The following is a 24,242-nucleotide window of genomic DNA, read 5'->3' on the forward strand; positions in this document are numbered from 1 at the left end:
CCGGGCGGCATCCGCACCGCCGCCGCACGTCTCCTCGTCACCGGGCTGCGAACAGTCTTGATATCCCGGAAGCGTGGTGATCATTTCGTGAAGAAAAAGTGCGCCGGCCTAACTCGGCGCGGTGACACCAAAGCCGGTCGAGAAATCGCGCGATACGCGCAGCCGCACGCTTCGATGTTCAGAAAACGTCAGCAACACGTAGGGCTTTGCCTGTTGCGAAGGCAATGGCGTGTCATTTCGGATCGACTCGCATTTCCAATCCCCGCATTTCTACGGCTTCATCGCATGCACGCCGAAGCACCCGCGAACCGCAATATCTTCGCGACGCCTCGCGCAACACGTAGTTCCTGAACAGGAACTCACCATCTGCCAAAATCGCTGATCGCAATTTTAGTCAATCAAGAACCTGACCTTAAAGCGCCGCGTGAATGATTGTTTCCAACAACAAGCATTCCATTGGGGCGTCATGTCTTCTCAATCAACTCTGCAGTTTGTCACCAAGACTGCGACTTCCACATCAGCGTTCATTGACTCGATCGGCGTCAACACGCATCTCGCCTTCAACAGCTCGCCATACGCCAACATCAACGAGGTGTCGGCTTCGCTGAACTATCTCGGCATCCACAATATCCGCGACCAGCTCTACACCACGACGCTCGCCACGAGCAGCTTCAACACGCTGGCCGCGGAGGGCTACAAGTTCGATCTCGAGGCGACACTCTCCAAGGACGGCACGGTGGACGTCTCCAAGTTCATCTCCGACCTCGACAGCCTGGCCAGCCGGTATCCTGGCAGCATCAAGGCGATCGAGGGACCGAACGAAGTCAATATCTGGAAGGTGACATACAACGGCGTCACTTCGATCGCATCGGCCGCAGAGGTCCAGAAGCAGATCTTCACCGCCGTGAACTCTGACGCACTGCTCAAGGACCTCTCGGTCTACAACGTCTCGATCGGGTCCACCGACACCACCCAGTTCACCCAGCTCGGCAATCTCGCGAACTCCACCGACTACGCGAACGATCACGCCTATGTCATGTCGACGACCAACATTTCCAGCGGTCTCGACTATCTGCTCTCGTTTGCCCAGATCAGCGCACCCGGAAAGCCGACCGTCATCACCGAAGCCGGCTACACGACCCTGTCGGGCTACTGGTACAATGGCGTCGACGAAGCGGTTCAGGCGAAATACACCCTCAACACGCTGATGGATGCATATCAGAAGGGTGTCTCGCAGACCTACCTATACGAGCTTCTGGACGAGCCAAATCTGGGCGCCAACAATCCAGAGAGCGATTTCGGCCTGTTCCACGCCGACGGCACGCCAAAGATCTCGGCAACCGCGATCCACAACCTGACCGAGATCCTTCAGGACAAGGGGCAGTCCGCGAGCAGCGCATCGGGCAGTCTGACCTATGCACTGTCCGGCACGCCGACCACGTCGCATGACATGGTGTTCGCCAAGAGCAACGGCAGCGTGGACCTCGTGCTGTGGGCCGAGCCGGTGCTGTGGAATCAGAACACGCATAGCGAAGTGCAGGCAACGTCGTCGCCGGTGACGGTGACATTCGGCCAGACCGAAGCTCTCGTGAAGGTCTACGATCCCATGCTGGGTACCAGCCCGATTGCGACCTATGCCAACGTCAGCAGCATTCAGGTCTCTATCTCTGATCACCCGCTGGTGATCGAGGTCACGCCCATCGTACGGGCTGCCACGACGGCGTCCCTTGGCTCGAATACCAGCCAGACCTATGTTGCCGGTGTTCTGGCGGCCGAGACCACCACTTTCGCCGCCGGCTCGACCGACCTGTCCGACACCAAATCCTACACGGCCGGCGTGCTGACGCGGGAGACGGTCGTCCACGCCGACAATTCCAAGGACGTCTTCATCTACAACGTCAAGAACCAGAGCTACGTCAGCGAACACGATACTTTCGATGCGAACGGAACGCTGACCGCGCAGGTCCGTACCCACGCCGACGGGACCTTCGCCTATAGCTACAATCTCGCGAGCGACGGGACCAAGACCACCGACACCTACAACGCGGCCGGCATCATCACGTCGGACACCATCCTGAACGCGGACGGATCGTCGGAGGCTAGATCCTACACCAACGGAATAATCGTCAACGACACAACGAAATATGCATCCGGCACGATCATATCGGACTCCAAGAACTACACCAACGGCATCCTGACCAGCGAGACCGTCAAGTTTCCGGTGGGATTTGAAACCAAGATCTACACCGCCGGCGTGCTGACCCGTGACGATATCGTCCACGCAGACAACAGCGAAGACGTCTATCTCTACGGAATCCAGAACAAGGACTACGTCTCGGGACACGACTTCTACAATTCGGCAAGGGTCCTGGTGTCCTCGGTGCGCACGCATACGGACGGCTCCCTCGCCTACACGTACAATCTGGGCGCCGACGGCAGCAAGACGACCGACCAGTATGACAGCACCGGTCATCTGGTCTCCGACAACGTCATCTACGCGGACGGATCGTCTGACACGAAGACCTATGCCAACGGCGTGGAGACCCGCGAATCCATCACCTTCGCCCGCGGTGCCGCAGATCTGAGCGAGCTCAAGGTCTATTCCGCTGGTGTCCTGACCTCGGACAGCATCGTGCACGCGGACAAGTCGAAAGACGTCTATCTATCCAACGTGCAAAACAAGAGCTACGTCGCCGAGCACGACGTCTACAATTCGGCGGGCGTCCTGACCTCGACCGTTCGCAGCCACGCCGACGGCTCGTCCGACTATGCCTATAACCTCGGCTCGGACGGCACCAAGACGACCGATACCTACGATGCAGCCGGCGTCCTGACTTCGGATACCGTCGTCCACACTAACGGCTCGTCGGATGTCAAGACATACACAAATGGTGCACTGACCAGCGACATCATCAAATACGCCGCCGGCTCTGCCGATTTCAGTGACAGCAAGACGTTCGCATCGGGCGTCCTCGTCAAGGAAACCGTCGTCCACGCCGACAAGAGCAAGGACGGATACGACTGGAGTATCACCGGCAAGAGCTACGTCGCCGACCATTTCATATACAATTCGGCCGGCACGTTGGTGACGTCTGACCTCACCAACACCGACGGATCGCATGCCCAACAGGCCTATGTGTCTGGCGCCTCGCTCACCTCGACGACGGCCGTCGCGGACACGCTCACCGCCGCGAGCGTCGGCGGCGACAGCTTCATCTTCAGGCCGAACTCGGGCAACGATACCATCGTCGGCTTCCATGCCGGCAATGCCGCGAACCACGACACCATCATGATCGACCATTCCTTGGTCAGCGATTTCAGCCATCTCGCCATGCAGCAGGTCGGCAGGGACACGCTGATCACGCTCGATGCTCATGATTCGATCTTGGTCAAGAACGTGGCGCCGACGGCCCTGACCAGCGCGGACTTCCAGTTCTTCGCCCATCATGATTTGGTGGTGTGAGCTGAGCCTTCCAAAACGAGCCGAGAGCCGCGGTCGCGCACGACCGCGGCTCTCGCCTGCCGGAATCCAGCCTGCTAGAATAGCCGCATATGACGGCCGGCTTTTTCTTGACACGACGGGATGATGGATTTGCGGAAGGTGATGGTCTGCGGCGCTCTCGCGCTGCTCATGATGGTCGATGTGGCTGTGCGGACGGGCGCACTGGCGGCTCCAAGCGCCGAGGTCGCCAGGAAGTGCATGCATTTTTCCTATATCGCCTACCCCTACCAGCGGCCCGGCGCGGTCAAGATGAGCGGGGATCGCCAGTCCTATTTCAGGGATTGCATGGCCAAGGACGGCGATGTGCCGGAACCTGTTGCCCCTCCGAAGCAGCAATAGGCCGGAGCGGGGCCGGCTGCGGCCGACGACAGGCAGCTACTTGCTGCCGCCGTCGTCCACTTTGCCGTTGTTGGTCACGCATTTGTTGAAATAGGCGGTCTGATCGCGCCCGGATCCCTTGGCGCTCCCAGCAGCGGGATTGCCGGGCTCGCGAAGCGGGAATTGCTTGGTGGTGAGCGCCTTGCAGGTTCGGGCCAATTCGGCCGTGATGGCCGATGCGCGCCCGGGGATTGCGGCCCCGGCGAGGCACATCAATCCGACTGCGATGGCGCCGGCCTTGCATCTGAAAACCATTGTTCCTCCTTCTCGCATGTGGCAGAGCCGACAGCGTCCGATATCCCTCTTTGAAAGGGGTCGGCAAGCTGCCATTCTATGATCTCCCGGCCATCGTTACAGATCAAGGAGATCGACAGCCTCGGCTTCTCCCTGCGCGACGGGAGCGAACCTGGACGACGATGAGCTCGAGAGACCTGCGACCAACTGACGAGGACGAGGCGGAGCCGGCTTCCGCCGAAATCCAGTTCGCGCTGGTGATCTCGCGCATGCTCGATACGGTGAAGAGCCATCCCGAGCACCTGCGGCAGGTCGTCTACGATCTCGCTCGCTACAAGCTCCAGGAGCAGTTCACCCACGCCGACGTCAAGGAGATGAAGCGGTCGACGCAGGCGCTGGAGGCCGCCATCCGCGGTGTCGAAGAATTTTCGCAGCAGCAAATCAGCCTGCCGCCGCCGGCTCCGGAAGCTCCACCCGCGCTCCCCGCTCCTGACCAGGCTGCTCCGCCGCGTCAGGTCGTGGTTCGGGAGCTACGGCCGGCCCCGCCCGCGGATCGAGATCGACCGGAGCCCGGCCAAGGCCCATCATCCGCTTTGGTCGGTCATCAGGCGGAGCGCCGCGCTTTTGATCGTTGTCGGTCTCGCGGTGCTCGCGGTCCAGCAACGGCACCGGCTGGCGGCGCTAGCGAGCTATCTGCAGGGCCAAATCCAGCAGCGACAGATTGCCGCTGCGCCACCTCCGGTCGCAGCCATCGCGCCGCCGCCCGCAGCGCCGCCGAAGCCGAACCCGCTGCGGCCGACCGATTACGGTGTCTATGCTGTCGTCGAGGACAAATCGCTCGCCGAACTGCAATTGCTGCCCGGCCGGGCGCCGGACATCAGGGTCGCGGTCTCGGCCGCGTTCAGGGTGCCCGACCAGGCCGGCCTGCCCAACGGTCATCCGAAATTCATCGTGTTCCGCCGCGACGCCGTGACCAACATCCTCGAACGTGCCGAGGTGCGCATTGTCGCGAAAATCGCCCGTGAATTCTCGGCCGAGGCCAGCGGGAAGAAGCCGGCGACCGACGACGCCTGGGTGATCCGCAATGCGTCCTACCCGTTCCGGGCCTCGCCGGTCCCCGACAATCCCGAGATGTACGAGCTGCACAGCGAGGATCCCGCGCTGGAGCTGCCGCCGGGCCGCTATGCGTTGATCCTGAAGGCGCAGTCCTATTATTTCAGCGTCAACGGCGACGTCACCGACCCGCGCCAATGCATCGAGCGGATCGTGGCCACCAGCGGCACGTTTTATACCGACTGCAAGAAGCCCTAGGCTCTTTCCAACCGGCGGTGCCGAACCTACCTCATGCTGAGGCGTTGGCCTGTTGGAAACATGTGCGAGGAGGAACCGATGCGTATCAAATCCCTGGTGATCGTTGCGACAGTTCTCGCATGTGCCGCGCCGGCGCTGGCGCAGGGTACGCAGAAGACGAACAGGTCACAGACCACCACCCAATCGCGCACGCCAGTGGCCACGCAGCCGAGTAACAACCCGTTCAGCAACCCAATCGGACAGGGCGTGCCGCCGGCGGTTTCCGCCAATCCCAATCTGAACAGCAACCGGACCAACGTTCCGCGCTGATCAAGACCTGGTCCCGCAGGATGTTGCGTCGATGGAAATGTAGGCCTTGGCTGCAATCAGGACCACAAGGAGATCGATAAACATTGCGTCGTTGCTGACATTCACTGTGACGTGACTTCGACCTCTATGGACGAAGAGCCGTTCACATGAAGCGATGTTCCGGTGATCTCGATCTTGAACGAATCGGTTCCCGCTCCATCCGTGCTTGAGAAATAGCGGAACGCGGGTCCCTGAATTACGAGCCGTCCCGATTTCGGAGGTTCGACGATGGAAATATTGTCGATCATGAGCGTCGACCAGCGCAATCCCTGAATGCATTCGTCGCTGGGCTTGATCCTGATCGACCAGCGGATCGTGTCGGATTGCAGCTTGAAAGGCTGCGGATGCAGGAGGCAGATTCCTCTCGCGGACGCGGATTGCGGCAGAAACGCGAACGCGAGAGCGATCGACGTCGCAAGACCGTTTCGAACGAGAGGGTGCAATCCCATGGGGTGTGTGACCGAGTTGGCATCAACGTGCCGCGAGTGAATGACAAGCCGACATTAAGGATACCTCGCGAGCCCCGACAATCACAAGACATCGTCTCAATCGATGTCCGCATGTTGCACGCGGCCATGCGTCGAGCCGCCCGAGGGAACTTGGGATTTCGACCTTGGCAGCAATCGAAGGAGGCAGGGATGCTCAAATCCGAGGCGTCATCTCATCGCCAACGGAACATCGTCACGCCGGCGCCGCAAATCGTGCGCGCACGCGTTAAGGTCATCTTCCCAACCACTTGATCCATCTTAATAATGTATTGAATTTCCCTACCAGATTGCTATTCATCAACTTGTATAGGGCACACTTGCTGTGCAGGATCGGCACGCGCAATCGGCGTGCTAGAATGGCAACTCGACAACGGATTTGTGGCGCTGCCCGATACACGCGATACCCGATGCTCTGCGCGGTGATTTAAATGCCTTTGACGCTCGAGCCGACCCAGCCGACATTTCGCCGTGAGGCGATCAGCCTCGATTTCAACCGTGCGCTGGCGCCGATGGTGGCGGCTTGCCTCGGGTTCTTTTTGCAATTCAACATCATGACCTCGAACTTCGGCCTTCCGTTCCTGCGGGTCACCGACGCTCTTCTGTTCCTGCTGCTGCCATGTCTCTTCATCACGGTGGGGCTGACGGCAACCGCGCGGTATGGAGTGGCATACTTCTTCATCCTCTGTACGGTCGTGTTGATGGCGCTCGTGCTGAAGACCGCCGTAGCGGCCGGCGACACCTATTACACCTTGATTTTTTTTCTGAGCGCGGTGTTTTCCTTCTATTTTGCATTCATCGCTTCGGAGAACGAGAACGTCCTCATTTATTTTTCGATCGGCACGCTTCTTGGGTTGGTTCCATCGCTGATCGTGTTGTTCTTGCAGGCCGGGGGCAATTCGTCCCTGCCAAGCATCGGCCTGGGTGTACGCCCTGAGGATCTTCCCGAGAGAGCCTCCCTGCTCGGGACGGTGAAGTTTGGCGGCATGTGGGTTCACGGAAACGAAGCAGGCCACGTTTATGCGCTGGCACTCGCTCCGGCCCTGTATCTCACACTGAAGTGGCGCCGCCCTATGATCTACATCGCCGCCTATGTGTGCCTCATTGCCAGCTTCGCCGTCACCCTGAACCGCGCCGGCCTGATTGCACCGACGATCGGGCTGATCTTCTGCTACGCCCGGCTCGGCAACTACTCGCTGTACGTGAAGAGCGCCGTCGCCGTAGCCGTAGCCGGCACGCTCATTCTGTCCTATGCGGACATTCCCAACCTCGATACGTTCTATGAGACGCTCCAATCCCGCTTCCTGGAAGACAGCAACACCGACAACAACGTCTCCGAACGACTGACGTCGAATCTGGCGGGCATCCAAATCGCGCTCGAAAATCCGTTCGGCATCGGCATCGAGGAGCGCGTCGTCACGATGATGCAGAAGACGAGCAGCCATCTCTTCTCCATCCACAATGGCTTTCTGTCGTTCGCCTACCAATGCAGCCTGTTTGTTCCGATCGCCTTCGCGATTTCCGGAATATATCTGTGGCGCCGACGCCAAATCGTTTCACCCTTTTATGTGATCACATTCTTGTTTGCCGCGACGTCGATGATGTTCGAGGAAGTGAGCATCAATCAGGCCTATGTCTTTGCCGTACCCATGATCATCGCTGCCGCGTGGATTCAGTATTACAAATATGACGTCGAGCAACGCCGGACCAGGACCGTTCCGCTACACTTGGGCTTTCGAAAAACTCGTTCCGTCGACTCTCAATTCTCCGGGCGTTGAAATCTATATGTTCATCATATTGGGGCTTCGAATTTCGTGAGTAAATCGTTGTGGAACTGCGGCAACTGATATGGATCGGAAGTCAGGCAATAAGAGCGAGCGGCTCCTCGCAGTCCAGGGGCTGCGAGCCATCGCCGCAACCATGATCGTTCTGCTGCACGCTCAAGAGCTGGTTCTTAATTATGCAACGACCAACTCGCTGGCCTTCACGCCTCTGAGACACCTCCCGTGGGGCGCCGGCGTCGACCTGTTCTTCGTCATTTCCGGATTTGTCATCGTTTTCGCGTCGAGCAAGCTGTTTGGCGCGCCGGGCAGCCGTTGGGAATTCATGCGCCGCCGACTGATCCGCATCGTGCCGCTCTACTGGACGGCATTGACCTTGCGCGTTCTGGTGCTGTCCGCCGGGGCCTTGGTCGGTGTAAAGGCCTTTCCCGACGCGACCGCCATCATCGCTTCGTATTTATTCATCCCCTACGACGCGATGGGCTTCGGGCCCAAATATCCATTCCCGATCCTCGATCTGGGCTGGACGCTCAACTACGAAATGTTCTTCTACGTCTTGTTCGCGCTGTTTGTCGTGCTGCGGCGGGAACAGGCGGTGTTCGCCGTCGCCTCCGTTCTGCTCGGCGGCATCCTGATCGCCACCGCGTTCCCACTGGAGAACATTGCGCTCCATTTCTGGTTTCAGCCGATCACGCTGGAGTTCGCGCTGGGAGCAATCATCGCCCTTCTGTTCCTGCGCGGCGCTGTCCTCCCGTCGGTGGTCCGCCTCGCGATGGTCGTAGCTGCATTGTCGCTGTGGCTGGTACCGGTCTCGTGGTTTGCCGACCTGTCAGGTCCCGGATTTTATACCTGGCCGCGGGTAGCGATTTGGGGCGCAGGCGCCGTCCTGATCATCGCGGCTGCCGTACTCGGCCCGCTCGAATTTAAGTCGAGATGGTCACGGGCGCTCGCTGGCCTCGGCGACTCCTCCTATGCGCTATACCTGCTACACCCCTTCGTCTTCATCTTGATAAAGGTCGCACTCGGCCGGATAACGGTCCCTCAGATCCTCTGCTGGCCCTTGGTACTGCTGTGCGCGGGGCTCGCCATCACGGCAGCGGCGCTATTCCATCGCTATGCCGAGCTTCCCGTCATCGATTTCCTCAGAAAGGTGACGGCGCCCCGAATCCGGCCAGCGCCGGTCGAATCGACGCGCTGATCACGGGCGCGCTCAGGTCGCTTCCTTGCTGAACGGTTGTAACGCGTCTTCCTGCGTCACCTCGGCCGGGCTCGGGAACAGCGCAGCGACCGGTGCCTTGTGTCCGGCGTTCCGCACGACCCGCCGGCGGATCAGCTTGCCAAGCGCAATGAAGGGTTCTTCGACCAGGTTGAAGGTCAGCGCCGACGTCGCAAGCGCCAGCCCGAACACAAGCAGGATCAGCAGCGCGAAATGGAGAGTCCCGCCCGACTTCCCGATCAGTGCCATCGCGACCCAGAGCGCGATGCCGTGGAAGAGATAGAGGCCGTAGCTCACCCGACCGAGATACACGAAGGCCGCCGAGGTGAAGGCGCGCCAACGGAGCGCGAGCAGGAACACGGCAAGGGCACCTACCGTCGAGAAGAAAACCGACGCCGGTGACAGCAGGAGGCTGTAGCCGCCGACCCTGACCCGGGCGACGAAGATGAACGCAAACACGACGACGAAGGCGGCCGCGATGAGGACACGCGCCTGGCGCTGATCGCTTCCCTGCGCCATACGAATGTTGTGGCCGACGATCATCGCGAACAAGAATGAGGCGGTATACATCAAATCCGCGGCAGGCTTTGCATATTTGATCGCCGGCAGGGCGATCAGCACGCAGCTCAAAAGGATGATTCCTCCAGCCGCGAGCGCCGCGACATACTGCATACGCAGGGCGCTATGCAGCGCTCCTACCACGAACAGCAGGGCGCAGAGAATATAGAAGAAATGCTCGATCAACAGTGTCCAGTAGGGGTAGAGGATGTTCTCGAACCCGAGCAGCAGCTGGAACATGGTGGTGTTGGCGAGCACCATCGCGAGACTCGGCAGCTTCATTCCCAGCACCGCCATCACCGCGATGGCGAGAACGACCGAGAACCAGTAAAGCGGGTACAGCCGGAACAATCGGCCGATCGCGAAACTCACCAGAGGTTTCGGCTGATTGGCAATGCTGCTCGGAATCAGGAAGCCGCTGATGAAGAAGAACAGGATGACGCCGAAGCGGCCGAAATTGAAGTCGTTGACGAATAGATAGGCGATCGGCGACGCAATCGTGGCACTGGGATTGTTGAGGGGACTGAATTCGAGGCAGTGCTGAACAATGACTGCCATCGCGGCAATTCCTCGAAGCCCGTCGATGGTCCGGTACCTGTCGATCTCCATACATCCCGTCCGCTCAAATGCCGCAGAAATATTGGTACTGACGCGCTTTCTGCGCCATCAGCACCAGGCTCATCGTCCTGACTATATTTGATCCCAGGTAGACGTTCCTACCTCTTATTGCGCACACCCCCTGCACAGAAATTGACCGACTCGGTTGCCGACCGTCCTTAACCTTACTTCCGGCGCGATCGCGTGATGAAACCGGGCGCGGGCATTAAGCGTCACGCAACTTGCAACTTGCGGTCGTCCAGCGTGGCTAGCAAAGATGGGGCGTATCGGACCACCGGGAGCTGCGACATCTGATCCAATATGCCGACACCGTGTTGCCCTAAGCCTTTGCTACCGCAACCGCGCCGACAGTCACGAGACGAATAATTCAGGATGGAAGGAATTATTATGAGTGATAGGCAATGGCAACAATGGGGCAAGGAAGATCCCTATTACGGTGTCTATTCAGAGGATCGCTTCAGCCGTAACCAGATCAGGGATCATCGCGACGAATTCTTCGCGACCGGCGAGAAGATGGTCGACGTCCTGCTTGACCGCACCATTCGCTATTTTGGCCCAGTACCGACCGGGCGCGCACTCGAATTCGGCTCCGGCGTCGGCCGCATGACGATTCCGCTGGCGCGCCGCTTCAACGACGTCGTGGGACTCGATATCTCGACCGACATGATTGCGGAAGCGACAGAAAACTGTAAGAAATTTGACATCTCGAACGCGACCTTCCTGATCTCCGATGACGAGCTTTCCCACGTGACCGGCACATTCGACCTGGTACTAAGCTACATCGTTCTGCAACACGTCGTGCCCGAGCGTGGATTGCCGATCATCGATCGTCTGCTGGCGCGCGTGTCGACTGGCGGCGTCGCCGTCCTCCAGGCCAGCGTCAAGCGGCCGGAGATAAGCCTCCCGGCCAAGGTCCGCTACTATGTCCGGCACGAACTTCCCTGGATCAGGGCGACGCTCAACGTGCTCCGCGGCAAGCCGTGGTCGACGCTCTCGATGCGCATGTCGGAGTATGATCCGGTGGGGATTCTAAGGCTGTACAGGAAGAACGGCATGAGCGATGTCGTCGTCACCGAACACTATCAGGGCGATGTCCTGACCTACCATTTCATGGCGAAGAAGTTATCATGAAGGCTTTGATTTCACGATGATCCGGAACTTGCAGGCGCTGCGCGCGGTCGCAGCGTACATGGTCGTCATCTATCATTTTCTCGGGCAACAGGTCTCGCAGCTCTATCCTGAGACGAGGATGCTGAGCTTCGGCGCCGCCGGGGTGGACATCTTCTTCGTGATCAGCGGTTTCATCATGGTAGTGACCACCATGAAGCGGGAGTCGACGCCGTCCGACTTCCTGTCGCACCGGATCGCGCGGATCGGTCCGGTATATTGGGTCGTCACGCTTCTGCTGTTCTCGATGACCCTGTACGGTTTCAAGCCAGTCGGAATCATGCGAATGGAGCCTGATTGGCTCGCCAAGTCTCTGCTGTTCATTCCGTTCGACCGCGACGGCCGCGTCGAGCCGATCATCTCGGTTGGATGGACGCTGAATTACGAGATGTTCTTCTACGTCCTGTTCGCAGCGTCGTTATTCGTGAGGCAGGCGCTAACGCGCACGCTGCTGTTGTGCGCGGTCATGGCAGCGCTCGTCATCGTGCCGTTTTTCGTGGAGACCGGCCTGCTCGGTACCTTCTACACCACGCCCATAATCCTCGAATTCGCCTTTGGCTGCGCGCTCGGCTACGCCTTCACGCGGGCGCCAAGCGCGAAGCTCGGAAGTCCAGTGCCGTTCTATGCGGCGATCGCGCTTGGCGGACTGATCATCATTCTCGCGCAGATCTTCCATCAAGGGCCGGAGCCGGAGCTTACCGGCTTTACCCGTCCGTTCGTGTGGGGCGCCGCCGGGCTCCTGATCGTTGCGGGCGCGGTGTTTCTGGAGCGAATGGGACGAGTGGTGCCCTATGACTGGCTGGTTGAACTCGGCAACGCCAGCTATTCGATCTACCTGATCCATGCGCTGCTACTGCACGCCGCCTCCAAGACGGCGAAAATGTTATTCCCTCTCGGCTTTGCGTCCCTGGGCTTCAATCTCGTGATCGCGGTGATCGGGTCCGCCGTTGTCGGGTTGTTGCTCTATCGCACGGTGGAACTACCGGCGAATCTCTGGTTGCGGACGCGCTTGCGGCCGCTTCGAACCGCGTGATCGCACGACAATGACGAGGCCTGGTGGATGGTGCTAACCAACATTCAGGTCCTGCGCGGCATCGCCGCGATGCTGGTCATATGGGTGCACGCGCAGGTGATGATGACAAGCACGCTCATCCCGCCGTCGCTACGCCAGGCGGGCTATGGCGGCGTCGACCTGTTCTTCGTCATCAGCGGCTTCATCATTGTGCACTCGACCTCGAGCAGCACCGATTGGGCAACATTCGCAAAGCGGCGCTTTCTGCGGGTGGCGCCGCTCTATTACGTCTTCACCCTGATCGCAGTGGTGATCTGCTACGTGCGGCCGTCGGTCTTCAACCTGACCGGCATCGATGCTGCCATGATCGTAAAGTCACTCGCCTTCGTCCCGTTCGAAATCGCCAAGAATAATATCTATCCGGTCTATCCGCTGGGATGGACGCTGAACTACGAGATATTCTTCTACGCGCTGTTCACACCAATGCTGCTGTTGAACAACGTCCGGCTGCGCGTTGCGATGCTTTGCGCGGTTCTGCTCGCGCTGGTCCTGGCAGGCACCCGAATTCACGATCCTGCGCAACAGGGCATGATCGCGTATTTCTGCACGCGGCCCCTCATTCTTGATTTCGCTTTCGGCATGATCATCGCCATCTGGCCGTATTTCCCGACCAGAACCGTCGTGCCTTCCTATGCTCTGCTGATCGCCGGGTTCGCGGGCCTGGTCTGGTTCGGCCGTATCCTGCCGACCGAGACCGTCACCATTTTCCCCTGGAGCGGGACGACGCTCAGATATGGCGTGCCGTCCGCGCTCATTGTGGCCGGCATGGTCGGCCTTCAATCCTGCGGCCGGACCGCCAGCAATCCGCTGCTGAAGCAGCTCGGCGACGCCAGCTACTCGCTCTATCTATCCCATTTCCTCGTTGTGCTTCCGCTTGAATTCGCGGCATCCGTGTATCTGCATGACGATTTGGCGACATTGGCCGCCGGCATGATCGCCATGATCACGGCGCTCGCTTTCGGCGTCCTCGTCTACCGCAGCGTCGAACGTCCATTGGCTGGCGATTTCCGCTTCGTGCGACGAGCACGCCCCATCGCATCCCAACAGCCGAGTTAACCGGTCTCCTTCAGCGCATTCGCCATGTCGCGGCAGGTCTGCGCGATATGGAAGCGTTGCGCGGCGGAAGCGCGCCCGCTTTCCGCGAGACGGCTGGCAAGGGCGGGATCAGCCAGCACCCTCCGTACGGCGACCGCAAGGGCCGCGGGATCACTGGGCGGAACCAGGAGACCGGTGTCCCCGTCGGTCACGATTTCGTTGACACCGCCCCCGCTCGTCGCGATCACCGGTCGTCCGGCAAGCATGCCTTCCACCACCACGCGCCCAAACGGCTCGGGATGGGTGGAGGTGTGCAGCACGAGATCGACGCCGGCCATGATCGCGGCGACGTCGTTCTGGAACCCGGCGAAGTGAACGCGCTCCGCCAAGCCTTCCGTCTCGGCCAGAGTTCTCAATTCCGCGGCATAGGCATCCTCGCCAAACAGGGCACTGCCGACGATCAGGGCCTGGACACCGGGGAGGTCTTTTAGTGCTTGCAGGAGCACGTGCTGGCCCTTCCAGGGCGTCAGGCGGCCGAACAGCCCAAGCACCGGGGCATCGCTGAGACCAAAGCGCTGACGCAGCGTGGCGCTCGCCTCGGGGCTCCCCTGCGGATGAGCGGCGGGATCGAAACCGCAATAGACGACGCGGACGCGGTCGCCCTTGCCGCCAGCCGCGATGAAGGCCTCCGCGCTGGCCTTCGAGTTCGCCACGACTCGGCTCGCAAACAGATTGGCAAACAGCACGGCCGCGCGCCGCGTGTTGGCGCTGAACGCGGGATCGGTGATGATATCGTGCAGCACCCAGACCAGCGGCCGGCGCATGATCAGGCTCGCCAGCGCCGACACGAACAGTGCTTTCTGTGAATTTGCGCAGATCACGCGATAGCCGCTCGCCGCGCGCGCCAGCGCCCGCGCCAGGGAGATCACGCCGCCGGCTGCACCGATCAACTTCAGCGCGGATGCCTCTCGCCGGATTCCGGACAGCCCGGCGCCGCCCGACAACACGATGGGCTGCCGCCCGAGCGAAGCGAGTTCGCGTTCGGCGGGTCCCTCGGTGAAGAAGCAACCGTTCCACCCCTCCGGTCCGTGCGCGATGATATCGAGCATGAACAGCTCGGCTCCGCCCTTTTCCGCGGTCTGGCTGACGAACAGCGCGTCCTTCATCATATCTGGGCGCACGTCATGTCAGGCCGGCGGCGACGGGGCCGCGCTTCGGCTGGCCGCGCCGGGACAGCGCCCGACGAAACACGTCCTCGTACTGGCGTGCGGCATTGTCCCAGGAAAAGCGCTTGAGATTCTCGATGCCGTCGCGCACCAGTCGGTCGCGCATGTCCGGCTGCGAAATCACGGTGCGTAGCGCCTCCGCCAGCATCTGCGAATCTTCGGGATTGAAGGTCAGCGCGCCCTTTCCGGCAACCTCCGGCGTTGCAGAGCGATCGGCGCAGACCACGGGACAATGCTCGCCCTGAGCCTCCAGAATCGGCAGGCAGAAGCCTTCATAGAGCGAGGGCACACAAAGGCAGGTCGCTCCGCGATAGAGGCCGGCCAGACGCCGGTCGTCAATTCCCGTCAGGCGAATGGGGCGAAGCTTCGAGCCGGCCGCTGCGAGCGTCTGCGCAATCGTTTCGCCGGGGTCGCTGCCGACATGAACCAGCGCGATGTCGGGAAACGTCTCGTGAAGCGCCGCCATCGCCTTGGCCAACACCTTGAAATTCTTGTTCAGTGTCGCGTTCCCGACAGCAAGCACGTAGCGCCCCTCGATCTCGGCCGCCTCGCGCGGTTGCGACGATGCCGTCAAGGTCGCAGCCGAATGAACCGTCGTGATGCGGTCTGCGCTGGAGGGATAGCAATCCACGAGGTCGCGTCTGGTCGCGTCGGACACCGTCACGATTTCATCGTGATTGCCAAGCATAAGACGATAAATGATGTCGGTGGTGAAGGCCTCCCGGCGGCTCACCTGTTCTGGCAGCACGCGGAAGTAGAGATCATGCACAATCATGACGCGTGCACGGCCGCCAGCGGGCGCGCCGAACGGGTCGATGTTGACCAGAAGGTCGATCCCCATCCGGCGACAAAAGAGCGGCATGAGGAGTGTCTGCAAGACCACGTCCAAGACCATGACCGCAGGACGCTTGATCGTGACAATTTCGAGATTGGTCGTTCGAAGGGAATCAGGAAGATCCGCCGGCTGCCATGGAGACCGCAGGACATAGTTAAATTCGCGATTCCGGATCAGTGCCTCAATCAGGCAGAACGCCATCCGGGCCACACCCGACGGCTTTCCCCCGAACTGACTCGGCAGATTGAGCAACACACGAGTCATCGAGAGCCAGAATAGTCAAACATACGATGATGCAGGGATCACCCATTCAGGTTAAGTATAGTGGCAGCAAACTCCTTGATAGTCCACCTTTAATCACAATGAGCGCATGTCAACACGGCAATATCGTCTATAAGACGCGCGACGTTTTCAGCGATCGTTCTTGATGCGCATATTGCATATCAGCTCTCTCTACTACCCCGATCAGATCGGCGGCGCCGAGGTGATGGCCCAGGTGCTCGCGGAGACCCAGGCAGCGAACGGCCATGCCGTCGCCGTCGCCTGCATGTCACGCAAGGAAGAGGCGCCCGCGGAGCTCAACGGCGTCACGGTCTATCGCACCGGATATGGGACCCCCTATTTCATCCTGGACTGGGAGCATCGCTCGCGACTCGAGCGACTGCACTATCGGCTGAAGGCCAAGATCAACAGCTACGCGGTCGAAAAATTCGCAGCCGCCATCCGAGATTTCAAGCCGGAGGTCGTGAATACCCATTCACTGTCGGAGCTGCCTCCGCAGATCTGGCCGATGGTGAAGCGCGAGGGTGTTGCGCTGGTCCACACCCTGCACGACTACAAGAGCATGTGCACCAAGGGCTCCATGTTCGCGAACGGCCACGCCTGCGAGCAGCAGCACGTCAGATGCCGTCTGCTGTCTTTTCCGCATTATCGCTGCCAGTCGTCCGTTGATGCAATCACCGGTGTGGGATCCGAAATCCTCAAGCGCCATCTCGATGCAAAACTGTTCCAGCACATTCCGGAACGGCTTCGCCGCGTGATCTGGAATCCGATCGACCCGCCCGCGCATGAGCGCACCAAGACCTCCGCGCAAAGCAGTGGCATCGTATTCGGATTTCTCGGGCGGATCGAGCCGTCGAAGGGAATCGACGTGCTGCTCGATGCCTGCCGGGAACTTCCCCCGCAAGGATGGAAACTCATCGTCGCCGGGCGCGCCGCCGAGGGGATGGAACGATATGAGGCGCTTGCCAAGGGCCTGCCCGTTGAATTTGCTGGTTTCGTCGATCGCGACGATTTCTTCGATCGCATCGATTGTCTGGTCGTTCCGTCGGTCTGGCCCGAGGCGTTCGGGCGCACGGTCACCGAGAGCTACATGCGCGGTGTGCCGGTAATCGGATCGCGCATTGGCGGCATTGCCGAGCAAATCGGCGATGAGCCAAAATGGCTGTTTGCACCCGGCGACAAGAATATGCTCGCAGACACCATGAAGAACGTGCTTAGAAATCCCGCATGCCTGTCTGAAAAATCAGCAGGAATGGACTCAACCAGCTCTCGCGTGGCCCCTGGCCATATTGCACAGAGCTATCTCGATCTTTATCAAGCGCTGGTATGAGCGCCGGCAATCCAGCGAAACGTCTTTCAAGAGGTAGGTGAATGCGAATCCTTCATCTGAGTTCACTGTATCCGCCTCATATCGTTGGCGGAGCCGAGCGGTCCGTCGAGCATTTGGCCGAGGAACTGGCCGCGATGGGCCACGAGGTGGGCGCCGCCTGCATTGCCCGCGAAGCGAGTCCGAAGGAAGTACGCCACGGCGTCACGGTGTATCGGATGGCGAGTCACAATGATTTCTGGCTGGAGGACTGGTCGTCGCATAATCGCTTCGAGCGCGCCTGGCAGAAGATGAAGCAGCAATGGAATACGGCCATCCAAGCCGACTTCGCCAAGGTGCTCGACGATTTTAAGCCCGATGTACTCAACACGCATTCCCTGCTCGATATCTCCACCTTGGTGTGGCGGGCTGCCAAGAAGCGCAACATCCCGATCGTTCACACCATCTGCGAATACGATCTGATCTGCGCCAACGCGGCGATGTTTCGCCGCGGCAAGCCGTGCGAATCCTGGCATATGGGCTGCCGCGTCATCAGCTTCACCAAGCAGCTCAACAACAAGATGATCGACGCGGTCGCATCCGTCGGCACCGAGATCCTGAAAACCCACGTCGATCATGGCTACTTCACGCACCTTTCGCCCGATCGGCGACGCGTCATCTTCTATTCATGCACGGTACCCGGCGGCGATCCCGAGGAGCGCCGCAAGATCGATCGCACCGGCCGTCCGCTGACCTTCGGCTATCTCGGCCGCATCAACACCGAGAAGGGCGTCGGCACGATGATCGACGCATTCAAGCGCATCGGCCCCGGCAACTGGCGGTGCCTCGTCGCCGGCCGCGCCCTCGACGACAGCATCGAGCGCTTCAAGACGCAGAGCGAAGGCCTTCCTATCGAGTTCGTTGGTTTCGCCGACCCCAAGACGTTCTTCACCGATATCGACGTCCTGATCGTCCCCTCGTTTTGGGCCGAACCGTCGCCGCGCACGATCTATGAAGCCTACATGATGGGCGTCCCTTGCATCGGCGCACGCTCGGGCGGCATCCCCGAACTGATCGGCGACGACAACAACGACTGGCTGTTCGAGCCGGGCAACGACGCCGATCTCGCAGTCAAGATCGAAGCGGTGCTCAAGGCCGGACGCGAGGCGTTACCGAACGAATCCTCGTTTGGGAATATCGTCGAGGAGTCGACGGCCCGGCGCGTTGCCGAAAAATATCTCGAGCTCTATGAGGAGCTCGTACCCCAGCGCGCCAAATCGCCAGCATCGGCATTGGCCTGACCGCGGACGGCTCGAATCCGGGCCGCTCCACCGGCAATTTTCAGGGAAACTCGTTTTTGGCGCCCGACGACCAGAACACAGCAGTATCGGTCCGGCGGTCGATGAAGTCGGCTGCCTGGGTTGCCGTCGGCAACTACGCCAACATCCTGATCAGCTTCGTGATCTTCGTGGTGCTGGCGCGACTGCTGTCGCCGATGGAGTTCGGGATCGTCGCGGTTGCGACCGTGTTTCTCGACGTTCTCCTGCTGGTTGCGCGCGGCGGACTACCTGACGCGATCGTTCAGCGGCACGATTTGACCGAGGAATATGCGGACACGGCGTTCTGGGTGTCGGCCGGTTCTGGCATCGTCTGCTGCCTGATCCTGTTCGGCCTAAGCTATCCGATCTCGCTCGGCTTCGGCATGCCCGAGCTCAGCCCCATCCTCAAGACACTCTCCATCGTGTTCGTGCTCGGAGGGTTGACCGGCATCCACGAAGGACGACTGCAGCGATCCTTCGGCTTCCGGAGCCTCTCGATCCGCGGGTTGATCGCCAACCTGGCATCCGGCGCCATCGCGCTGTGGTTCGCCTTCAACGGCTATGGCGTGTGGAGCCTCGTGATCCAGCGTATCGCGACGTCACTCGCATCCATGGTCATCACTTGGCTGTCGCTGCGGTGGGTGCCACGGTTCCATTTCGACACGAAGTACGCCGTCGAGCAGCTCAAATTCGGCTCCATGGTGTTCGGCACCACGCTCCTGCTGACGCTCAACAATCGTATCCACGAGCTGATCGCGGCACTGTTCCTGTCGACCACCGACGTCGGCTACCTCCGTATGGGCTGGCGCTGCATCGATCTGGCGTCGCAATTCTCGGTCATTCCGCTGGCGTCAGTGGCGCTGCCGACCTATTCGCGCCTCCAGCATGATCGGCCGAAGCTCGAAAACGCCTATCTTCACTTCATCAGGATATCCTCGACCCTCACCTATCCGGCGCTCCTCGGCATGGGCGCGATCGCGCCGGTGCTGCTGCCTGCCGTGTTTGGTCCGCAATGGCAGGGCGCCGCGCCAACGCTCCAGGTCCTGTGCCTGCTCGCGGCGCCTTTCGTCACCAACTCCTTCCTGTGGCCGCTGCTCGTTGCCCTGAACAAGACGAACTATGGGCTCGCCTTCACCATTTTCCAGTTCGTGGTAGGCTGCGCGATGTCGTTCGTTGCCGCGCCCTTTGGTGTGCTTTACATCGCCGTCTCGCATGTCGTGAGAGCTTTCGCGGTGTGGCCGATCGCCTTGTGGATCACGGACAAGCAGTGTGGAATATCGACCCGGCGCACGCTTTTGGCGGTCGGCATGCCACTTGCTTCGGCAGTCCTCATGGCGCTGGCCATCCTCGTACTCCAGCGCTTCCTACCCGCCGACTTGCCGAAGGTCGCCAATCTCGTGATTTCCATCACCTGCGGAAGCCTTCTATATTTCGTGTTCACCGCCCTCTTGGCGCCCGATATCCTCAAGCAAACCCGCACCGAGATCGTGACGCTGATCCAGCGCCGCCGACAATCGAGCTAATCCCGCGAGGCTGCCTTCCGACCATGAGAACAATCACCCTTTTCGACACCAGCGCCGCGTCCGACAATCTCGGCGACCAGATCATCGTCGAGGCCGTTCGTGACGTGATCGACGAAGTGCTCCCCGATGCCTACGTCTATACAGTGGCAACCCACGAATACATCACGGGCGCATCGAAGAAGCTCCTGAAGGCAAGCGACTTCTCCATCGTCGCGGGAACCAACATCCTTGCCTCAAATATGGAAGCTCGCACCCTGTGGAAGCTACTTCCATGGGACGCTTTTGCAATCGGCCACGCCGTGCTGCTGGGCTGCGGATGGCTGAACTACATGAATCCGCCAAATGCCTATTCACGCTGGCTTCTGAATCGGATCCTGTCCGCAAAGCACCTGCACGCGACACGCGACGACTACACCAAGGAGAAGCTCGCCGGGATCGGCCGGCAGACCGCAAACACCTCATGTCCGACCATGTGGCGGTTGACTGAGGCCCATTGCGCCGAGATTCCGGTGAAGCAGGCAGGCGCGGCCGTCATCACCCTCACCCACTATCTCGGGAAGCCCGAGATCGACCGGACCTTCGTCGAGCTCGTCAAGCGTCACTACGGGCAGGTCTACTTCTGGTCGCAGCAGTGCGAGGACATGGAGTACTTCGAAAGCCTCAGTGTTCCCGGCTATCGGGTGGTCAAGCCCAGCCTTCGAGGCTTTGATGAGCTGCTCGAGGGCACCGACATCGACTTTATCGGCACTCGCCTGCACGGCGGTATCCGCGCCATGCAAAAGAAACGCCGCGCCCTCATCCTCGCGGTTGACAATCGCGCGACCGAGATAAGCAAGGGCACTCAGCTGCCGATCACGCGACGGGACGATTTCGCTTACATGGAGAGCTGGATCACAAATCCGCAGCCGACGCGTATCGTCCTGCCACAAGCGGAGATCGACCGCTGGAAGGCACAGTTCAAGTAGCCTTCGGCGCGGCTGGCCCTAAAGCGCGATGAGATTAGGATGAATCGCCATCGCGCTTTAGATCATTGTTGAGCATGATCTTTTCGGAAAACCGCTGCGCACTTTTCCGGATCATGCTTTAGGCCTCGATCTCTACCGCGGTGAGTTGATCGCTCACCACCACTTTCAGATGGCCGTCGGCTTGTCCGACCGGTGACTCGGAGAGCGTGCCGTCGTCCTGGAACACTCTCGCCTTCGCTGCGCGCGGCAGCGGGTTGAGCGTGAGGTAGAGCTCCCGCGACACCGGGGGCCGCCCGACCTTGGCGACGCGGTCCCACCCGGACACGCCGAGCCACAGGAAAAGAAGATGGGAGCCGTCCGGCCGCCGGAAGGCAATCGACTGCACATCTTGCAATCCGCCCGCCAACTCGAAGCGAAGGTCCAAAACCCGCGCGTTCGTCGCCGGGCGCGCAAACAGTGCAAGCAAGCGCTTCACTGCGAGAAAGCAGGGTTTTCGCGTCCCGTCGAAGGTGACAAGCCCGAAGTTGGATTCGGGATCGGTCAGGCCGTTGTTGAAGCTGTCCATCATTTCATAGATGTAGGAGCGCCGGACGCCGTTCTTGAAGTCCCACAGCAGGAGACGTGGCAGGTACCGCGTCTTGATCGGCTCCGACACGGGAAGATGAAACTTGGTGGTCTGGACTGCCGTGTGATAGCCCGTTTCCGACACCAGCACCGGCTTCTTGCCGACAATACGCTCAGAGCCGGCGACGAAGCCGAGCAGCGCGCCCGGGCCGGTCGTTTCCGGATGCTCCATGCCGGGATAGGGATGGATGTTCATCCAGTCTACGACGTCGGAAATGTCCTCGGCGATCGGAACACTCTTCTGAATGTAGCTCGGAGAAGCGACGACGACGTTGCGCAACGCCGGTGTCGCCTTCACTGTCGCGTATAGCGTCCGCTGATGCTCGGCCGAGATTGCGGGATTCATGTTCGAGTTCTTGAACAGGTTGGGTTCGTTGGACCCCTCGAATATCTCGACACCGTGATCGCACCATTCGTAGATCTCGGCGATGCGCCGTGGCGGAACGAACAGGTATCCGTTCAAGGGATCGGCACAGACCAGATCGAGACCAAAGCCCATGCCCACAAGCGTGCGCATGCGCTGGTAGAACTCGTGGTCGCGACCGACATAGTTGGCAAAGAGCGCATCGTCGCGGATGTGACGGACGCCGAGATCCTGGAGGAGCTCGATCAATTTTGGAAAGTTGGAATAATAGGGCGTCTGCTTGTTGCCGTTGTGCGCGCAGACGCCGACGCTGTTGACGAAATCGGCGCCCGGGAAAGTGCGCTGGGCATTGCCCTCCGCGGCCAGCGCTGGACCGGCAACCAATGCAAGCGACGCCGACGCTGCCGAGCGCAGCAGTTGACGGCGGGACAATTCAGCTTCGGTCACAAGCGTTTTCCTGGAGGTCATCGACGATCCCGCAGCAGATGGCTCTAAAGCCTGAACGTGACGACGCTTCCCGCGCCGAACACCGCAACGCAATCGACATCGACAAGGTGTCGGCACAATGGCGAGGTGTTGCCAACCTCGCGCTTAATCAGGCGCGCTTTTCGCGCGCCCGCTTCACCAGCGAGGTTGTGCTGTGCCCTTGCAGGATATCGACGATGACGATCTCTCCGCCATAAGCCGTGACGATCTCGTGTCCGACGACCTGCTCGCGGGTGTAATCGCCGCCTTTTACCAACACGCTTGGTCGGATGACCGAGATCAGATTCAGCGGGGTGTCCTCCTCGAAGATCACGACCAAATCCACCGCCTCGAGCGCGGCGAGCACCTCGGCCCGCGCCCGCTCCTCTTGAACGGGGCGCTCGGGTCCCTTCAGGCGGCGCACCGAGGCATCGCTGTTGAGACCGACGATCAGCCTGTCGCAGGCCCCGCGTGCCTGGGTCAACACGCGAACGTGACCGGGATGGAGAATGTCGAAGCAGCCGTTGGTAAATCCGACGCGCTGGCCCTCTTTGCGCCATTCGCCGAGCTGTGCGTCGAGAATATCGGAGCTCATGGCGATCTTCTCCTCGGCCGTGAGGGCGGCAGCCGGCAATATCTTCCGGCGCAGCTCCGCGAGCGAAACCGTGGCGGTCCCAGGCTTGCTCACCGCAACCGCGGCGGCCGCCGTGGCGCAACGAAGCGCATCCTCCCAATCGGCCCTGGTTGCCAGGGTCACTGCGATGACGGCCACCACCGTGTCGCCGGCGCCCGAGACGTCGCGGACCTTTGACGGCTGCGCGGGGGCGTGAATCAGATCGCCGTCGCGATGCGCGAGCGTCATGCCGTCCTCACTGCGTGTGACAAGGATAGCCTCGGCGTCAGCCATCCGCAGCGCCTCGACAGACGCTTCGGCAATGTCCTCGTCGGACAAAATACGACGGCGTGTTGCTTCGGAAAACTCCTTGCGGTTCGGCGTGAGCAACGTCGCTCCGCGATAGAATGCGAGATTAGCGTTCTTCGGATCGACGATCACGGGTTTGCCGAGCCTGCGGGCCTCGTCAATGATGTGTCGAACGACACGCGCCGTCAGCACGCCCTTGGCATAGTCGGACAACAGTACGACGTCGACGCGGGGAAGAGCCGCAACCGCGGCGTTGATGAGCTGCTGCTCGATCAGTTCCGGTGCGGGCGCGGCCAGCTCGGCATCTGCGCGCAGCATATGCGTCGAAAAATGTTCCGAAACATAGCGCGTCTTCCGTGTCGTGGGACGGTCCCGGTCGACGACCAGCATGGGTTCGATCAGCGGGTCGCTTGCAAGCTCCGCCTTCAGAAACTTTCCGGTCATGTCGTCGCCGATCAGGCTGACGAAGATGCAGCGGGCACCCAGGGCGGTGATGTTTCTCGCGACGTTGCCGGCGCCTCCGATATTCATTTCGGTGCGCTGGACTGCTAGCACGGGCGTCGGCGCCTCCGGCGAGATGCGTGACACCTCGCCGTAGACGAATTCGTCGAGCATCAAATCGCCGACGCACAGCACGGTCTGGCGGACGATGGCCTTCGACAGCAGGTCAAAATCGAACATCTTAGCTTCCCAGTCCTGTTGAGCG

19 protein-coding genes are annotated in these 24,242 nt (G+C 60.5%); 13 read left to right on the plus strand and 6 right to left on the minus strand.

Going from position 1 to position 24,242, the window contains the following annotated elements; all coding sequences use genetic code 11:
- Nucleotides 1-466: 466 nt before the first annotated feature.
- Together IVB29_RS36210 and IVB29_RS36215 are read left to right on the plus strand one after the other, a co-directional pair.
- A complete protein-coding gene (locus IVB29_RS36210; protein WP_247508212.1) occupies nt 467-3,463 on the plus strand; it encodes a hypothetical protein in 2,997 nt (998 codons plus the stop codon).
- A 120-nt stretch (nt 3,464-3,583) separates the two neighbouring features.
- Nucleotides 3,584-3,841 carry a hypothetical protein gene (locus tag IVB29_RS36215; protein WP_247508213.1) on the plus strand — a complete coding sequence of 86 codons (258 nt, stop codon included), beginning with the start codon at nt 3,584-3,586 and terminating at the stop codon, nt 3,839-3,841.
- A 36-nt stretch (nt 3,842-3,877) separates the two neighbouring features.
- Here IVB29_RS36215 and IVB29_RS36220 read toward each other — a convergent pair whose 3' ends face one another.
- Nucleotides 3,878-4,135, minus strand: coding sequence for a hypothetical protein (locus tag IVB29_RS36220; RefSeq protein ID WP_247508214.1), 258 nt, complete (start codon nt 4,133-4,135; stop codon nt 3,878-3,880).
- Between the two features lie 393 nt (nt 4,136-4,528).
- Between IVB29_RS36220 and IVB29_RS36225 the strand changes: the two genes are divergently transcribed.
- From IVB29_RS36225 to IVB29_RS36240, 4 genes are all read left to right on the plus strand, one after another.
- Nucleotides 4,529-5,425, plus strand: a complete 897-nt coding sequence (locus tag IVB29_RS36225) for a hypothetical protein (RefSeq protein ID WP_247508215.1) — start codon at nt 4,529-4,531, stop codon at nt 5,423-5,425.
- A gap of 78 nt (nt 5,426-5,503) precedes the next feature.
- Nucleotides 5,504-5,734, plus strand: coding sequence for a hypothetical protein (locus tag IVB29_RS36230; protein ID WP_247508216.1), 231 nt, complete (start codon nt 5,504-5,506; stop codon nt 5,732-5,734).
- Between the two features lie 955 nt (nt 5,735-6,689).
- Nucleotides 6,690-8,036: a hypothetical protein gene (locus IVB29_RS36235; protein WP_247508217.1), complete on the plus strand. Its 1,347-nt coding sequence runs from the start codon at nt 6,690-6,692 to the stop codon at nt 8,034-8,036.
- Nucleotides 8,037-8,106: 70 nt separating this feature from the next.
- Complete coding sequence (locus IVB29_RS36240; RefSeq protein ID WP_247508218.1) at nt 8,107-9,237, plus strand: acyltransferase; 1,131 nt, start codon at nt 8,107-8,109, stop codon at nt 9,235-9,237.
- 12 nt (nt 9,238-9,249) lie between these two features.
- Here the strand turns inward: IVB29_RS36240 and IVB29_RS36245 are convergent, their stop codons facing one another.
- Nucleotides 9,250-10,422: an acyltransferase gene (locus tag IVB29_RS36245; RefSeq protein ID WP_256466936.1), complete on the minus strand. Its 1,173-nt coding sequence runs from the start codon at nt 10,420-10,422 to the stop codon at nt 9,250-9,252.
- A 396-nt stretch (nt 10,423-10,818) separates the two neighbouring features.
- Between IVB29_RS36245 and IVB29_RS36250 the strand changes: the two genes are divergently transcribed.
- From IVB29_RS36250 to IVB29_RS36260, 3 genes are read left to right on the plus strand one after another with little or no spacing between them, the layout of a single operon-like run.
- Nucleotides 10,819-11,562, plus strand: a complete 744-nt coding sequence (locus IVB29_RS36250) for a class I SAM-dependent methyltransferase (protein ID WP_247508220.1) — start codon at nt 10,819-10,821, stop codon at nt 11,560-11,562.
- A gap of 16 nt (nt 11,563-11,578) precedes the next feature.
- The gene (locus IVB29_RS36255) at nt 11,579-12,631 is read left to right on the plus strand and encodes an acyltransferase (RefSeq protein ID WP_247508221.1); all 1,053 of its coding nucleotides are present in this window, start codon (nt 11,579-11,581) and stop codon (nt 12,629-12,631) included.
- Between the two features lie 27 nt (nt 12,632-12,658).
- Complete coding sequence (locus IVB29_RS36260; RefSeq protein ID WP_247508222.1) at nt 12,659-13,726, plus strand: acyltransferase; 1,068 nt, start codon at nt 12,659-12,661, stop codon at nt 13,724-13,726.
- Here IVB29_RS36260 and IVB29_RS36265 read toward each other — a convergent pair.
- Both IVB29_RS36265 and IVB29_RS36270 read right to left on the minus strand, forming a co-directional pair.
- Nucleotides 13,723-14,886 (minus strand): glycosyltransferase family 4 protein, encoded by a 1,164-nt coding sequence (locus IVB29_RS36265; protein ID WP_346731329.1) that lies wholly within the window; start codon nt 14,884-14,886, stop codon nt 13,723-13,725. The two genes, IVB29_RS36260 and IVB29_RS36265, sit on opposite strands and share 4 nt — an antisense overlap.
- A 1-nt stretch (nt 14,887) precedes the next feature.
- Complete coding sequence (locus IVB29_RS36270; RefSeq protein WP_247508223.1) at nt 14,888-16,030, minus strand: glycosyltransferase family 1 protein; 1,143 nt, start codon at nt 16,028-16,030, stop codon at nt 14,888-14,890.
- Nucleotides 16,031-16,193: 163 nt separating this feature from the next.
- On the opposite strand from IVB29_RS36270, the gene IVB29_RS36275 reads away from it, so the two are divergent.
- The 4 genes from IVB29_RS36275 (at nt 16,194) to IVB29_RS36290 (ending at nt 21,161) form a co-directional block, all read left to right on the plus strand.
- Nucleotides 16,194-17,378 carry a glycosyltransferase family 4 protein gene (locus IVB29_RS36275; protein ID WP_247508377.1) on the plus strand — a complete coding sequence of 395 codons (1,185 nt, stop codon included), beginning with the start codon at nt 16,194-16,196 and terminating at the stop codon, nt 17,376-17,378.
- Between the two features lie 41 nt (nt 17,379-17,419).
- On the plus strand, nt 17,420-18,655 hold the full coding sequence (locus tag IVB29_RS36280; RefSeq protein WP_247508224.1) for a glycosyltransferase family 4 protein: 1,236 nt from the start codon (nt 17,420-17,422) through the stop codon (nt 18,653-18,655).
- 101 nt (nt 18,656-18,756) lie between these two features.
- Nucleotides 18,757-20,196, plus strand: coding sequence for a lipopolysaccharide biosynthesis protein (locus IVB29_RS36285; RefSeq protein WP_247508225.1), 1,440 nt, complete (start codon nt 18,757-18,759; stop codon nt 20,194-20,196).
- A gap of 23 nt (nt 20,197-20,219) precedes the next feature.
- A complete protein-coding gene (locus IVB29_RS36290) occupies nt 20,220-21,161 on the plus strand; it encodes a polysaccharide pyruvyl transferase family protein (RefSeq protein ID WP_247508226.1) in 942 nt (313 codons plus the stop codon).
- 118 nt (nt 21,162-21,279) lie between these two features.
- On the opposite strand, the gene IVB29_RS36295 is transcribed toward IVB29_RS36290, so the two are convergent.
- Both IVB29_RS36295 and rfaE1 read right to left on the minus strand, forming a co-directional pair.
- The gene (locus IVB29_RS36295) at nt 21,280-22,596 is read right to left on the minus strand and encodes a hypothetical protein (protein ID WP_247508227.1); all 1,317 of its coding nucleotides are present in this window, start codon (nt 22,594-22,596) and stop codon (nt 21,280-21,282) included.
- A gap of 148 nt (nt 22,597-22,744) precedes the next feature.
- On the minus strand, nt 22,745-24,217 hold the full coding sequence (gene rfaE1 / locus IVB29_RS36300; RefSeq protein WP_247508228.1) for a D-glycero-beta-D-manno-heptose-7-phosphate kinase: 1,473 nt from the start codon (nt 24,215-24,217) through the stop codon (nt 22,745-22,747).
- Nucleotides 24,218-24,242: the final 25 nt, after the last annotated feature.

The sequence above is a fragment of the Bradyrhizobium sp. 1 genome (assembly GCF_023073315.1).
GTDB lineage: Bacteria > Pseudomonadota > Alphaproteobacteria > Rhizobiales > Xanthobacteraceae > Bradyrhizobium.